This is a genomic window from Nostoc sp. C117 (genome assembly GCF_043099735.1).
Taxonomy (GTDB): Bacteria; Cyanobacteriota; Cyanobacteriia; order Cyanobacteriales; family Nostocaceae; genus Nostoc.
The window spans coordinates 2010411-2026043 of the sequence record NZ_CP170991.1 but is presented as its reverse complement, the minus strand read 5'-3'; the positions used below and the strand labels follow the sequence as shown (position 1 = coordinate 2026043).

The following is a 15633-nucleotide window of genomic DNA, read 5'->3' as shown; positions in this document are numbered from 1 at the left end:
ACTCAAAACTCAAGAAAAATAACCATTTGAGTAACTATTTAGCAATTAATTTAGTTGCTAAAAGTTTACTACCAATTCGCTTACAAATATTCGGAGTAAATCTATGGCTGGGCAAACATACTATGTTTCTGGAACAGGTAACGATAGTAATAATGGTTTGAAAGAAGGAAGCGCATTTCGCACTCTGCAAAAAGCCGCAGACTTAGTGAAAGCAGGTGACACCGTATACGTCATGAATGGCACTTACGAGCAGACTAAATACCTTAGCAATCCAATCCTGTCTATTAAACAAAAACACGGTACAGCTGATGCACCAATTACCTTTGCCGCTTATCCTGGCCAGAATCCTGTCCTTAAATCTGCTGGTAATTATCATGCTGTTCATATTGCTGGCTCCTCCTACATTGTGATAGAAGGCCTAACAATGGTTGGAGCTAACGATAAAATTACTCTAGATTATGCAAAATCTCAAAAAGATAATAAAAATAATCCACTAACAAATGGTGATGGAGTATACATTTCAACTGATGCTAATAATACTATACACTCCGATCACATCACCATTCGTAACAACACAATTTCTAACTTTCCAAGTAATGGAATTGGCTCTAACGAAGCAGACTATCTGACCATAGAAGGCAACAATGTTTCTAATTGTGCATATTATAGTCCTTGGGGAACACAGGGTATTACTACTCTCGACAACTGGAATTCAGATAACAACACCACCGACTACAAAATAATCATCCGCAACAATATTTCCCACGACAATTACCAGTATATTCCTTGCTATCCAATATTTACCGTCGCTTCAGAAGGGCACGGGATTATGATTGACAGTGGGAATGCGCTAGGGTTAGACAAGCAACCCTATAAAGGAAAAACATTAATTGCTAATAACATTGTTTACAACAATGGTGGTGCTGGCATCCAAGTGTTTAACAGTAGCAATGTAGATGTGATCAATAACACCGCTTACAACAATTCAAATCATCCTGATATGCCTGATGTCGGTGAAATTTTCATCAACAAGGTTACTAATGCAAACGTAGTAAACAACATTATGTTTGCCAGAAAAGATGCAGGATCTTATGTTGTGAGTAACGGAGTTAATGTCAAGGCCGATCATAATTTGATTTACAACACTAATACTTACAACAAGGCGGGAACTAATTTTATTTTGGGCAAAGACCCACAATTTGTTGATCCTACAAAAGGTGATTTTGCGCTCAAGCCTGGAAGTGTTGGGATTGATGCTGGTTCCAATGTTTTCAATGCCATCACTGGTAAGACCCCTCAAGATGGTGATGGCAATGGCATTGCAGTAATTGATATGGGTGCTTACGAAGCCCCGCAAATTGTTGTTACTCCTACCCCTGAAATTCAAGTTCTCAATGGCACAGTTGACATTGTAGATGGCAGCACTAGTACCATTAACTTTGGTGATGCCACTGTTGGTAACACCTTGACCAAAACCTTTACCATCAAAAACACAGGTACAGCAGCACTGAACCTGAGTAATCTGAAACTTCCCGACGGATTTAGTTTAGTTGGAACTCTTCCCACCACGGTGGCTGCTAATGCTTCGGCTAACATATCGATCGCACTCAATACAACTACACCGGGTACTTATGGGGGTAACCTTGTTTTAACCAACAACGATACTAATGAAAGCTCTTTTGACTTTGCTATCAGTGGCATAGTTAAACCTGCTCCTACCCCTGAAATTCAAGTTCTCAATGGCACAGTTGACATTGTAGATGGCAGCACTAGTGCCATTAACTTTGGTGATGCCACTGTTGGTAACACCTTGACCAAAACCTTTACCATCAAGAACACAGGTACAGCAGCACTGAGCCTGAGTAATCTGAAACTTCCCGACGGATTTAGTTTAGTTGGAACTCTTCCCACCACGGTGGCTGCTAATGCTTCGGCTAACATATCGATCGCACTCAATACAACTACACCGGGTACTTATGGGGGTAACCTTGTTTTAACCAACAACGATACTAATGAAAGCTCTTTTGACTTTGCTATCAGTGGCATAGTTAAACCTGCTCCTACCCCTGAAATTCAAGTTCTCAATGGCACAGTTGACATTGTAGATGGCAGCACTAGTGCCATTAACTTTGGTGATGCCACTGTTGGTAACACCTTGACCAAAACCTTTACCATCAAGAACACAGGTACAGCAGCACTGAGCCTGAGTAATCTGAAACTTCCCGACGGATTTAGTTTAGTTGGAACTCTTCCCACCACGGTGGCTGCTAATGCTTCGGCTAACATATCGATCGCACTCAATACAACTACACCGGGTACTTATGGGGGTAACCTTGTTTTAACCAACAACGATACTAATGAAAGCTCTTTTGACTTTGCTATCAGTGGCATAGTTAAACCTGCTCCTACCCCTGAAATTCAAGTTCTCAATGGCACAGTTGACATTGTAGATGGCAGCACTAGTGCCATTAACTTTGGTGATGCCACTGTTGGTAACACCTTGACCAAAACCTTTACCATCAAGAACACAGGTACAGCAGCACTGAGCCTGAGTAATCTGAAACTTCCCGACGGATTTAGTTTAGTTGGAACTCTTCCCACCACGGTGGCTGCTAATGCTTCGGCTAACATATCGATCGCACTCAATACAACTACACCGGGTACTTATGGGGGTAACCTTGTTTTAACCAACAACGATACTAATGAAAGCTCTTTTGACTTTGCTATCAGTGGCATAGTTAAACCTGCTCCTACCCCTGAAATTCAAGTTCTCAATGGCACAGTTGACATTGTAGATGGCAGCACTAGTGCCATTAACTTTGGTGATGCCACTGTTGGTAACACCTTGACCAAAACCTTTACCATCAAGAACACAGGTACAGCAGCACTGAGCCTGAGTAATCTGAAACTTCCCGACGGATTTAGTTTAGTTGGAACTCTTCCCACCACGGTGGCTGCTAATGCTTCGGCTAACATATCGATCGCACTCAATACAACTACACCGGGTACTTATGGGGGTAACCTTGTTTTAACCAACAACGATACTAATGAAAGCTCTTTTGACTTTGCTATCAGTGGCACAGTTAAACCTGCTCCGGCTCCAGGAATTCCAGTTATTAATGGTACTGACAGTTCTCAATACTTAAAAGGTAATGCCCCAGCCAACAAGATTTATGGCTTTGGGGGTCAGGACACCATTGTAGGTAATCTGCTAAATGACCAACTCTGGGGAGGCGATGGAAATGATACTCTCTGGGGACAAGATGGTGATGACCTCCTCTATGGGGATAGTGGCAATGACCAGCTTTCGGGTGATAACGGGAACGATACCCTCTTAGGTGGTATCGGCGATGACAAGCTTTACGGGGGTGCTGGCAACGACTGGCTTTACGGAGGTCAAGGCAACGATGTACTCACAGGGGGTTATGGTGCTGATACTTTTGTGTTGGCTTCAGGTGAAGGTACTGACTCCATTCTTGACTTTGAAGTAGGTAAAGACAAGATTGCCCTCTCAGGTGGCCTCGTGTTTGGTCAATTATCGATACAGCAACAAGGAAGTCAAGCCTTGATTATGAATACTTCTGACCATCAAGTGTTGGCGAAGTTGGATAATGTCACTGCAACTATGCTCTTAGCTCAGCCTTCTACGAATTTTATGACTATTTAGGAAGAAAGGCAGAAGGCAGAGGGCAGTATTCCTTCTGCCTTCTACTTACTGATTCGCTGGCGATCGCAATCCTTCTAACGTTCCCTGCAAATACTTTCCCCATTCCGCAGCCAAAGGGATTTCGGTAAAGGGAACTCGCACTGAGTCAGTAGATTCGGAAAATACAAATTCTAATTCTATAGAACGACCTTTCTCTGGTGGAGTTTCGATATTTACTGGTTTGCCATCTACCAAAAGAGATACTTCTTGGACATTCACTAAAGAAAATGTTTCTAGTTTAATCGGTCCTTTCGGTGTGGGTTTACCCCATGTTATGGAGTTGCCTTTTTGACCCAACACCGAATAGATATCATACTTAGCTCGTTCAAATTGCTCTGCCCAAACACGATAGGCTTCAACTTTTTGATACTCCTTCGAGCCTTGCCAAGCTAGCCAAAAAAACATTGCCAACAAAGGTAACCACAAAAGACCACGTTCCATCGTTTAAACAGTCCTGAGTTTGAAGTGAAAGTAAACTAAAGTGCAAAATACACCAACAAGCGACACAGATAAGTTATGGTAGTGAGCAAACTGGCAAAAAGCGGTGATTAGTTAATATGAGAAAGCTTATATTATTGTGCTTGTTTGTCATTGGGTTAGGAACTGCCATATTTAGTTTCCTGAATTTTCAGGGAATGGCTGTTAAAGGCGAGTTTGAGACGATTTTGCTTGATTTTCGGGAAGATATGCCATCAACTGTGCTGCAAGAGAATCTACAAGCGATCGCCAAACAATACAACGTTACACCCCAATTAGACAACAAGTTTTCGGCGAAGGATCGTGTATATATTATCAAGGGCGATCGCCAGCGACTCGAAGAATTGAAAAAATCTCAGTTTGCCCAAACGACAGAATTTATAGAGCCAAATTATATCTACAACGAGATTCCTCAACCAGGTAAAGCCGCTTGGTTAGGAGAATTTTTGCGACCCCAAGAAGATGATAATGAAGCAAGTCCTTCATTAACTGGTCCCAATGACCAATATTACAGCAAGCAGTGGAACTTGCACAAAATCGGCATTGAAGGTGCATGGACTCAAACCAAAGGCAGCGGCATTACCGTTGCGGTAATTGACAGTGGAATTACTAAGGTACGAGACTTGTATGAGACAAAATTCGTCAAAGGCTATGATTTTGTCAACGACAGAGAAGAAGCCAAAGACGATAACGGTCACGGTACTCACGTTGCTGGAACTATTGCCCAAGCCACAAATAACAAATATGGCGTAGCTGGAATTGCCTACGAAGCCAGTCTGATGCCCCTGAAGGTACTGAGTTCCTATGGTGGCGGTACTGTTGCCGATATTGCCGAAGCGATTAAATTTGCTGCTGATAAAGGCGCAGATGTGATTAATATGAGCTTAGGTGGTAGTGGTGAAAGCAAGTTGATGAAAGAAGCGATCGACTATGCCCATAGAAAAGGTGTAGTCATCGTTGCCGCAGCGGGGAATGAAAGCGCCAACGGTGCAAGCTATCCAGCCCGCTATCCTCATGTAATTGGCGTTTCTGCCTTTGGTCCAGACGGGGAAAAAGCACCTTATTCTAACTTTGGTGCAGGGGTGGATATCTCTGCTCCTGGCGGTAGTGATGCTGGTAAGATTCTCCAAGAAACTATCGATGAAAAGGGCGAAGGCGTATTTCTTGGCTTCCAAGGTACAAGCATGGCTTCTCCCCACGTTGCTGGTGTTGCAGCATTAATCAAAGCTGCTGGCATTAAAGAACCAGATGAAGTTTTAAAAGTTCTCAAACAGTCGGCACGAGCGATCCAGGATGATGGTTTAAATTATTATGGGGCTGGACAACTCAATGCAGAAGCAGCAGTCAAACTAGCCTTTGGTGGGCAAATCAGTTTCCCCGATTTCTTCCGTTGGTTACGTGATAACGGCTATCTTAATCCCGGCTTTTGGATTGATGGTGGTGCAGTAGCACTGTTACCTAAAATTTTAATGGTAGTTGGTTCTTACCTACTGGCTTGGTTTTTACGGGTTTACTTCCCTTTCACTTGGAGTTGGTCTTTATCCAGTGGCTTAATTGCTGGCAGTTCTGGGTTATTCTTCCTCAAAGGAATCTATATCTTTGACCTTCCCCAATGGCCTTTCCGAGTTTTGGGCAGTTCAATTCCGGAACTTGGCAATACCCTCCAGGGAACTAATGCATTGAATCCCCTATTTGCCAGCGTATTGATTCCAATTGTGTTAATGGCATTACTCTTAGGACATCCTAGTTGGAAATGGTTTGCCATTGGTTCAACACTAGGTGTAGCAGCCTGTTTGACAGTAAGTGCTATTTACGATCCGGCAGTTTGGGGATTTGCAAGTGATAACTTAGCACGCATTTTCCTTATCGCCAATGCCATACTTTGTTATGGACTCGCTCGTTTAGCATTGAAAAACGAAGAGAAAGCAGCATAAATTAGGGAGTGGGGAATAGGGCATTAGGAGTGCTGTTAGCGGTAGCGGGGCGTTTAGCCTCTGCTGAGTTAGGAGTTAAGAGTTCGGATTATCTCCTTTGCCCCTCTGCTCCCCCACTCCCTTATAGCCCTCATCTTCCCCAGTTCCCAGTCCCTATTCCCTAATCAGCACTATGATTACACTTACAGGTACAATTCAACACCGTGATATTGGTTCAGGCGCGTGGGCTTTAGTTACAGAAGAGGGTGTTACTTACGAAATCCTCAGAGGAACTGACAAAGACTTACTCAAAGCAGGACAAAAAGCAAAAGTTAAAGGACAGGTACGTGAAGATATCATGACAACTGCCATGATTGGACCTGTTTTAGAGGTTAAATCTTTTGAGGTAATTTAACAACAAAGGCAGAAGGAATGTTGGCTGACGCCCGCAGACTCGCTTTAAGAAAAGCTGTGCGTTCGGGTCGCGTCTTGTAGAGAAGCCTACATTGTATTTCAACCTTCTGCCTTTTTTATTTCTGACTAGGAGTTGTAGAATCCAAAACCTCTTGGAGACGACTTCTAAATTCTCCTTTGGGATGACCTCCTTTTACCTCACCCACAATGTGAAATTCCCCATCTGGAGAATTGCAAACGATGTAAGTAGGCCATCCCATTTCTGATTTATCGGGATACTGAGTCAATAAAATTTTACGATACTTGCGGTAAGCTGCGGTATCTTGCATTTTCACATCAATAAATTCTAAACCCAGTTCCTCAGCCACCTTTTTGTCATAAAAAGACATTTTGTGGCAAATGCCGCACTCTTCTGAAGAGAACTTAATTACAGCTAAACTCATGGCTTGGTAACTTTTGGGTTTTAGGGTAGATATATTAGCATGACGTTATGAAATATTACCATGTAGCGTGTTATTGATGTCAACAAATGAAAAAGTAGGAATATAGAAAAAAACTTAAGAATGTGATTAAATATCATGGCGATCATTTTAGAGTTTACTCTATCGCTCACAATAAAAAGAAAGCGATTCAGAAATTGATTGAGTGACCAAGTTTTGCTGTATCCTAGCAAAAGGAAGATTCTCAAGGTCTACTAGGAGTAGTAACAAAGGTAGTGGTGCATTCTGCTTGTATGCCAAGGCTATGTAAGCTAGTGATGTCTAAGGAGCTGTTAAGCGTCTAAGCCTAAAAAAAACCCCCAGTGGGTGTTATCCAACCAGGGGAGTTAGTTATCAGGGTGCATCTACCACTTAAATGTTCTAAGGTTGGAGACCATACTCCGGATAAATTTGTCAGAAGGTCAAGTTATTTTTTAAGATAAAAAAACCCCAGTTGGTGTTAGCCTACTAGGGGAGTGAGTTATCAGGGTGCATCTACCAACAATATTTTCTAGGAGCAACTAGGATTTTCCGGAAAAATGCTCAAGATGGGGTTGATGGCGATCCAAACTAGAAAAAACCCCCAGTGGGTGTTATCCAACCAGGGGAGTTGAGTTATCAGGGTGCATCTACCAATTATTTGTTCTCACGTTAATGGCTATCCACCGGATAAATTATGGACAAGTTGAGGTTGTTGCTGTTTGCTCATCAAAGAAAAAACTCTCAACAGGTGTTAGCCAATCAGAGGGGTTAGTTATCAGGTCAAACCTACCAATTAAATGACTAGTGCGCTACCTGAAAAATTTAGGTGTAATGAGTAAAAAAAACCCCCAGTGGCTATTAGCCGACCAGGGGAGTTAGTTATCAGGGTGCATCTACCAATTAAATGTTCTAGGTTTAACCACCATATTCCGGATAAATTTACGAGAAAGTTGATTTATGTTTTAGATCAAAAAAACTACGTGTTTATAGTCAGGACTTTAGTCCTTGTCTTAAGCACTAAAGCGCTTACTAGTAGTTCGCCAAGGAAACTTGGCGGGGTAAAGGGTAAGCGGAAAAGGGAAAAGGTTTTAATTCCTTCCCCCAACCCCAGTCCCCTTTTCCCAGTCCAAACCTAGCAATTTTGGGTTGGCAGACTACTAGGAACTTTTCAGAACTAATGAGATAAACCACTAGTAAAGCACGGTGTAAGTAAACGATCCATCCAAATCAATACTTCGACTTTGCTCAGTAACCATGAAACGCTTACGCTGTTTTGATTTTTGATTTTTGAATTCAGGGCTGAACTAATGGTTCATATCATTCATTCCGACCCATGAAGATCGTCAGATCTCCGACTTTTTTAATAAGTCGGCGCGCAGGTCATTAAAGAAAGTGCTGTACTAATGGATAGTAACTGAGCTAGGGGAGTTAAAGATCGAGGTACATTCATCTACCAATCAAGTATTCTAGGGTTAAGGAGTATTTTCTGGTAGAGAATATCTGCGTTAAAGGTTGCTATTGTTTGCCAAAATTCAAAAAAACCCCCAGTCGGTGTTAGCCAACTAGGGGAGTTGAAGATCAAGGTGCATCTACCAATAAAGTGTTCTAGACCCAAGTAATCCGATCCGGATAAAGTTGTAAAGGCGGCAAAACCAAAACAACTAAAATTCAGAAACATTCAGGGGTGGGATGCATCTAAATTATCAGAGGGAGCGAAAAATCGACTTGAAACTTTCGCGTTTCAAACCGAATTTAGGAGGCGGACAGGAGAAGTTGTGACCCAGGAATTCCATATATCCGTAACCCCAGTAGGGCAAAACGACTACTTGGTGCGGACGGAAGAAGTCGCGCCTGGGGTGCCATTGGCAGAAGAATTGGTGAGTTGGCCTGTAGCTGATTGGTTGATGGCTGCTGGGCATTTGATGAATGACCCTTTGAAGTCGGTGTTACAGGGAGATGCTTTCGCCTCTAGCGGGCGGGAAAGCGATATTGCTAGAAACTCTGTTAACTTGGTGGCGTTGGGTCAACAATTATATAATGCACTATTTCAAGGCACTCTCAGAGATAGTTGGATTACTGCCCAAGGTATTGCTCAGAACCACCAACAAGTATTACGCTTACGTGTGGGGCTAAAAGACACTAGGTTAGCTCGTCTGCCTTGGGAAGTTATGCACGCAGGCGATCGCCCTTTGGCTACTGGGCCTTATATTGCTTTTTCTCGCTTCCAAAGTGGAATTTTGGGGGCTTCGCGTTTGCGCTCGCCAAATATGCCCACACCACCAGAAGAAGGTGATGTAAAAGTATTGATGGTAATTGCTTCGCCCTCAGATCAAGTGCGCCTCGATCTACTCAAACAAGAAGCAATCAAACTTAAAGCGGAACTTCAGCGTCAAATGCCTCGACTGACTGAAGGTAGCAATCATCTCCCAGAAATTGAACTGACTGTATTAGACCAACCAGGAAGGGAAGAATTAACCCAAGCTTTAGAGCAAGGCAGATACCACGTTCTACATTACTCTGGTCATAGTAATTTAGGCGCCAATGGCGGAGAAATTTATCTTGCTAGTCGCAGAACTGGTTTAACGGAAATTTTGACTGGAGATGATTTGGCAGGTTTGCTAGTCAACAATAATATCCAAATGGCGGTGTTTAACTCATGTTTGGGGGCGTACAGAGCAGCATCGGAAGCCTCTGGTGATACTGGGGAACAGAACCTGGCGGAAACACTGGTGAAACGCGGAATTAGTAGCGTTTTAGCAATGTCAGAGCGGATTCCTGATGAAGTGGCGCTGACACTGACACAATTATTTTACCGCAACTTGAGTCAGGGATATCCAGTAGATTTATGTGTTAGTCGGGTGCGTCAAGGATTAATTTCTGCCTATGGTTCTCACCAGATGTACTGGGCGTTACCAATTTTGTATCTCCAGCCAGAATTTGACGGTTTTTTGAGCCAAGACACTGGCTTACCCGAAAGTCAGGAGTCGCTCAACCAGTATAGTTCGCCTTTAGGGGCAAGTCCCAGTTCCATGTATTCCGCGATGTCTACGACGGGCTACGCCAACGCAGATGATACCGAGATACCTTTAGGAATGGAGGAAATGATTCCTTCTGGTTTGACACGTGACTCTTCTGGGTTGGATTGGCTAGGGGAAGATACTTGGGGCGATCTCGTTGATGAAATTGAGTATGATGACCCAAGTTATGCAGAAGATTCGGCGATCGTTTCAGATTTGTTTCGTCGCCTGGATAACCAAAAAGCCTCTAGTGAAATAGACCAACAAATTCACGAAAATAGTCTTCATCAAAGACAGGCTTCCGAAGAAATGACTTCCTTTGCAGAGGAAGCAGATTTGTGGGGAGAAGCCCCAACGCCACCACCTCCAACTCCTGCTAACTTGGAAGGACATTGGGAAAATTCTGATTTTTCCAGGCTGCAACCAATCCCATCTCCATCGAGAAATCGTACCCGGGGGCGCAAGCTGTGGGCGATTGTTGGTATTTTGGGAACGAGTGCGATCGCAGTGGCGATCGGTTTAAATTGGTGGTGGCAAAATCGACTCCAGGCAAATCTACCGAATCTACCACCAATTCCAACTCAGTCTTTACCCATCCAAAAGCAACCGAACATCGATTTAGAAACAGCACCAACTGGAATCGTTACCGCCACAGCCACAGAAAAATTGAGTCAAGGTGATTTGCAAGCGGGGTTGTTTGCTGTAGAAGAACTCCTCAATCGTGGCGCATTTGCTGCGGCGGAAACTGCTCTGAAAATGGTTAACAATAACCAAATTAACGATCCATCTGTCAACTTTTTAAAGGGGCGATTAGCATGGCAATCTATCCAGATTGGAGACAATAACTATAGCGTTGATGATGCCCGTCGTTACTGGGAAACTGCTGCAAAAGCTAAACCCGATTCGCTTTTGTATAATAATGCTTTAGGATTTGCCTACTACGCAGAAGGCAATCTGAATCGAGCTAATGATTCTTGGTTCAAGGCTTTAAATTTAGCTCTCAAACCACAGAACACAGGTTCTACCGCAAATACGCCAGTACCTCAAGATGCTTTAACTTCCTATGCTGGCTTGGCTCTTGGACTGTATAAATCTGCACTGAGTCAATCTCGTGGCAAACAGAGACAATATCTGAATGAAGCGACCAAGTTACGACAAATCGTAATTAAGTCTGATGGAGTCAATTTCCAAGTAGATAAATTAGCGAAAAATTGGCTATGGACAGAAAAAGCAATTGAAGATTGGCGATCGCTCCTTGAAGAGAAAAGTTAAGAACAGTAATTTCCTCTTCCGGGCTAAGAATTCTGAAGAGGAAATTACTTTAAACTATACAATAATTTAAAATAGCAATTCTTTAGTGATGCTATCTGCATATTCACTTTAGTCAAATAGGTAATTTTTCGTCAGGGCCAAATTTACCCAAAAAAGCAAAATTGGTTGGGATGTTTTCTACTGTTTATATTACTTGCCTATCAAGTATCAAAGCTGAAACTAATTTCTAAAACTCTATTAAATAAGCTGATGCGCGTCTAAAGTATATAAACACTCTTGATGGTCGATCCGCAAAAATAATTTGCGCTTCGCAAGCAAATTGGCAATTTCTGTGATAATCTTTTTATATAGGGAATCAAGACATCGATTGCACAAAAAGTCTTTAAAGAGAAATGATATAAACTCAAAAACCAGACTTTCGCCTTGGCAGATGCAATGTTTAAATCCGCTATGGCTTTTTGAAACTAAGAGACAAAGCCAATGAAGCAGGATAGCGATCTCCGTAATAACTTGAAGTCCATTAGAACTCGCTTAGGTATGAGCCAACAAGATTTGGCTAACATTGCTAATGTAACTCGTCAGACTATTAGTGGTGTAGAGTCGGGACTATATGCTCCTTCAGTAGCCATAACACTTCGCTTGGCCAAAGCACTTGGCTGTCAAGTTGAGGATCTATTCTGGTTAGAGCGGGATTTACCTGAAATTGAAGCCGTTCTTGCCAAACCTGTTCCGAATGGTCAGCAACTACGAGTTAGCATGGCTCGTGTAGGAGGACAATGGATAGCTTATCCTTTAATTGGCAAGGATGCTTTTCGCCAAGATATGATTCCGGCTGATGGTGAAAGCACAAGCCTTACAGGTACAAATAAAGTTCGAGTTAGGCTACTAGACGATAATCTCGACACACTCCACAACACCGTTGTGATTGCTGGTTGTGCCCCTGTGATTTCACTATGGGCAAGAGCCACCGAACGCTGGCATCCCCAACTGCGAGTTCAATATAACTTCGCCAATAGCATGGCTGCATTGCACAGTCTATGCAGAGGTGAGGCGCACATCGCTGGGATGCACCTATACGATCCTGAGACTAGTGAGTATAATACTCCCTTTGTTCGAGATGTTCTGGCTGGAAGGGAAGCAGTTCTGATTACCCTTGGTGTCTGGGAAGAGGGACTTTTATTAAAGTCAGGAAACCCAATGGGAATTAGAACAGTTAGTGACTTAGTTGCTGGGGGAGCGACTATTGTTAACCGCGAAATAGGTTCTGGTAGTCGGATGCTTTTGGAACAAACACTGCAAAAAGAGCAGATAGCGTTCGATACTGTTCAGGGTTTTGACAATATACTCAAAAGTCACCAAGATGTTGCCCAAGCTATAGTCAGAGGAGTTGCCGATGCTGGTATGAGTACGGCATCTGTAGCTACCGCCTTTGGGCTGGGATTTATCCCTTTACATCAGTCACGATATGATTTGGTGATTCTCAAAGAATATTTGGAAGAAGCACCTGTACAGCAGTTGCTCAGTACTTTGGGACATCGGATGGTTCACTCCCAATTTGAAATTCTCGGTGGTTACGATATCAGCAAAATTGGGGAAGTTGTAGCGACTGTTTAGCGCTCTCATAAGAAACAAGGCAGAAGGCAGTTCTTGCTGGAGGCAGAAGGGAAGAGGATTTGATTTGTTTCTTCTATCCATAACGAAAGCGATCGCGTCCGTAAACAGCTTTCATCACTCTGGATAGATAAAAATAATTGTGTCTTAAATTTAACGTGAGTTTGACGATTATAAAAAGCCAAAAAGCTTGCTATATATTGATTTGGTCAACTGCTAAAGACCAAGCGATGGCGCAAAGCGCCCATCAGAGGCGATACCTGCGGTTCTTGCTAGCCTACGCTACGATTGATTGAGAATCAGCAAAAAAGGCACAAAAAAATGCCTAGACTAAGAATATCTCACAAAATACACGTAATTTGCACATTGAGACAGCAGACGAGCAAAGGGTAAATAACAACGCCCAATGCCCCATACCCAATGCCCCATGCCCAATCACCATCGATATATTATTTTTTACAAACCCTATGGCGTTCTCAGCCAGTTTACAAAAGAAACTCCCACACATAGCACTCTCAAAGATTATATTGATGTGCCTGATGTTTATGCCGTGGGACGCTTAGATTGGGATAGTGAAGGTTTACTGCTATTAACCAACGATGGACAATTGCAACATCGCCTTGCCCATCCGCGTTTTGCTCACAAACGCACTTATTGGGTACAAGTAGAACGAATTCCTGATGCAGAGGCGATAAAAAAGTTGCAAACAGGTGTGGAAATTCAAGATTATCGCACTCAACCAGCAGAAGTTCGGCTGTTACCAGAAGAACCACAGCTACCCGAACGCAACCCGCCGATTAGATTTCGCAAAAATGTACCGACAGCTTGGTTGGAAATGACCTTGACTGAGGGAAAAAACCGCCAAGTACGGCGTATGACTGCGGCTGTGGGGTTTCCGACTTTGCGATTAGTCAGGGTTAGCATTGCCCAGTTACAATTCAATGACCTACAACCCGGACAATGGCGCGACCTCACTGCATCTGAACTTCAATTTCTGCATCATTTTAACAAATCAAAAATTTTCCGCCAAAGCTAAAATTCTAGCTAAAGTACTTGTTTGGAGTTACAAATGCGATCGCAATTACTTTTAGAGCTTGCTTCTTAGAATTGTCTATGATAGATAATTTGCTAAGGAATATAAAATACACTAAGTTTATCTATTTACCGTATTTTAATAAATCCTGTGGTTGATATAGCTTAAAAAGTCAAGAATTAAAAGTATTTACCAACCTAAAATTAATATACGTATGCAAACTATTCATAACCGTAAAGTTAAAGGCGGAGTCTAAACGTTGGCAAAATTGCAAGTACAACCTCTGGCTTTGTCAGGTTCTCAAAAAAATTGGGTTTTACTCGGTATCGGACTTGGGGTGTTCATGTCTACCTTGGATGTGGGTATTATCAACGTTGCTTTACCCACATTGGTGCAAGCCTTTGACACCAGTTTTGCTACGACCCAATGGGCTGTATTGAGTTACCAGTTGGTCAGTTCCGGTTTAGTCTTGGGAGCAACCCGCCTGGGCGATATGTGGGGCAAGAAGTCCTTATACCAAGCAGGACTCGTTCTGTTCACCTTCAGTTCGTTGTTGTGTGGTTTTGCACCTAGTATCGAGTGTTTAATTGGCTTTCGGGCACTTCAGGGACTAGGCGCTGTGTTCATTTCCGGACTTGGTTTGGCAATCATCACAGAAGTTTTTCCTTCTTCCGAACGAGGTCGCTCTGTGGGTATTATCGGTAGTGTAGTCTCACTAGGTATTGCTTTTGGTCCTTCGGCTGGTGGACTACTGTTGAGTTGGTCAGGCTGGCACAGTATATTCCTGATCAATGTACCATTAGGGATCGTAGCTAGTTTTTTAGTAGCGAGGGTGGTACCACCTTCTGTACGCATTGAGGGTAAACAGAAATTTGACCCTTTTGGGGCAATATTGGCTTTATTAACTCTGGGTAGTTTTGGACTAGGTATGACGCTAGGGCAAAGCCAAGGCTTTAGTAGTGTCAACGCATTATCATTATTGGCGATCGCTGCGCTTAGTTTTACAATTTTTTTGATAGTTGAAACCATCCTAGAACAGCCACTACTAGAACTACATCTGTTTCGCAATCTTCAGTTGAGTATGAGTTTGCTGAGTGGCTGGCTAGCCTTTATTGTCATTGGAGGTTCACTACTAATCGTCCCTTTCTTTTTAGAGGGAGTAAAGCAATATCCGACAGTAAAAGTCGGGCTCTTACTAGCAGTATCGCCTGCGATCAGTGGGTTAATTGCCCCTTTAGCAGGAACACTTGCAGATCGCTTCGGCACTCAATTGATCGGTTCAATTGGTCTGGGGTTGATGATTGGAGGCTGTTTAGGAATTAGCACCTTTGATGCCCAAATCACAGAGTTAGGCTATGTATCGCGTTATTTTATTTATGGTATTGGACTGGGTTTATTCCAATCCCCCAACAACAGCGCTGTCATGGGATCGGTACCTCGAGAACGGCTAGGGATTGCCTCTGGGTTGCTGTCTTTGTCACGTACCTCAGGTAACACAGTAGGAGTTTCTTTAATTGGGGCAATATTTGCAGCCTTAATCGCTAGTAGGGCTGCGGGTGCAGATGTGTCTGTTGCTCCTGCTGAGGCGATCGTTTTTGGTTTCCAAGGAACTTTTCGCTTTGCAGCCCTAATACTCTGTGGGGCAGCAGTTGCATCCGTTTTAAGGTTAACCAAGAAGAGGGATAGTACGGCAGAAGGGCAGAGGGTAGAGAAGAATAACCAATGACAA

9 protein-coding genes are annotated in these 15633 nt (G+C 43.0%); 7 read left to right on the top strand and 2 right to left on the bottom strand.

From position 1 onward, the window contains the following. The first annotated feature begins 103 nt into the window (after positions 1 to 103). Positions 104 to 3667: a choice-of-anchor D domain-containing protein gene (locus tag ACFG4S_RS09435; RefSeq protein ID WP_392534551.1), complete on the top strand. Its 3564-nt coding sequence runs from the start codon at positions 104 to 106 to the stop codon at positions 3665 to 3667. Between the two features lie 45 nt (positions 3668 to 3712). Here the strand turns inward: ACFG4S_RS09435 and ACFG4S_RS09430 are convergent, their stop codons facing one another. Continuing rightward, positions 3713 to 4147: a hypothetical protein gene (locus ACFG4S_RS09430; RefSeq protein WP_392534550.1), complete on the bottom strand. Its 435-nt coding sequence runs from the start codon at positions 4145 to 4147 to the stop codon at positions 3713 to 3715. Positions 4148 to 4263: 116 nt separating this feature from the next. Here ACFG4S_RS09430 and ACFG4S_RS09425 point away from each other — a divergent pair, with 116 nt between their 5' ends. Next, a complete protein-coding gene (locus ACFG4S_RS09425) occupies positions 4264 to 6117 on the top strand; it encodes a S8 family peptidase (RefSeq protein ID WP_392534549.1) in 1854 nt (617 codons plus the stop codon). A 172-nt stretch (positions 6118 to 6289) separates the two neighbouring features. Further along, complete coding sequence (locus ACFG4S_RS09420) at positions 6290 to 6511, top strand: hypothetical protein (protein WP_392534548.1); 222 nt, start codon at positions 6290 to 6292, stop codon at positions 6509 to 6511. 115 nt (positions 6512 to 6626) lie between these two features. Here ACFG4S_RS09420 and ACFG4S_RS09415 read toward each other — a convergent pair whose 3' ends face one another. Next, positions 6627 to 6953, bottom strand: coding sequence for a thioredoxin family protein (locus tag ACFG4S_RS09415; RefSeq protein ID WP_392534547.1), 327 nt, complete (start codon positions 6951 to 6953; stop codon positions 6627 to 6629). A 1793-nt stretch (positions 6954 to 8746) separates the two neighbouring features. Between ACFG4S_RS09415 and hetF the strand changes: the two genes are divergently transcribed. From hetF to ACFG4S_RS09395, 4 genes are all read left to right on the top strand, one after another. Beyond that, positions 8747 to 11260 carry a cell division protein HetF gene (hetF, locus tag ACFG4S_RS09410; RefSeq protein WP_392534546.1) on the top strand — a complete coding sequence of 838 codons (2514 nt, stop codon included), beginning with the start codon at positions 8747 to 8749 and terminating at the stop codon, positions 11258 to 11260. Positions 11261 to 11740: 480 nt separating this feature from the next. Beyond that, on the top strand, positions 11741 to 12874 hold the full coding sequence (locus ACFG4S_RS09405) for a substrate-binding domain-containing protein (RefSeq protein WP_392534545.1): 1134 nt from the start codon (positions 11741 to 11743) through the stop codon (positions 12872 to 12874). 424 nt (positions 12875 to 13298) lie between these two features. After that, complete coding sequence (locus tag ACFG4S_RS09400) at positions 13299 to 13907, top strand: rRNA large subunit pseudouridine synthase E (protein WP_392535945.1); 609 nt, start codon at positions 13299 to 13301, stop codon at positions 13905 to 13907. Positions 13908 to 14163: 256 nt separating this feature from the next. Continuing rightward, positions 14164 to 15630 (top strand): MFS transporter, encoded by a 1467-nt coding sequence (locus tag ACFG4S_RS09395; RefSeq protein WP_392534544.1) that lies wholly within the window; start codon positions 14164 to 14166, stop codon positions 15628 to 15630. The last annotated feature ends 3 nt before the right edge of the window (positions 15631 to 15633 follow it).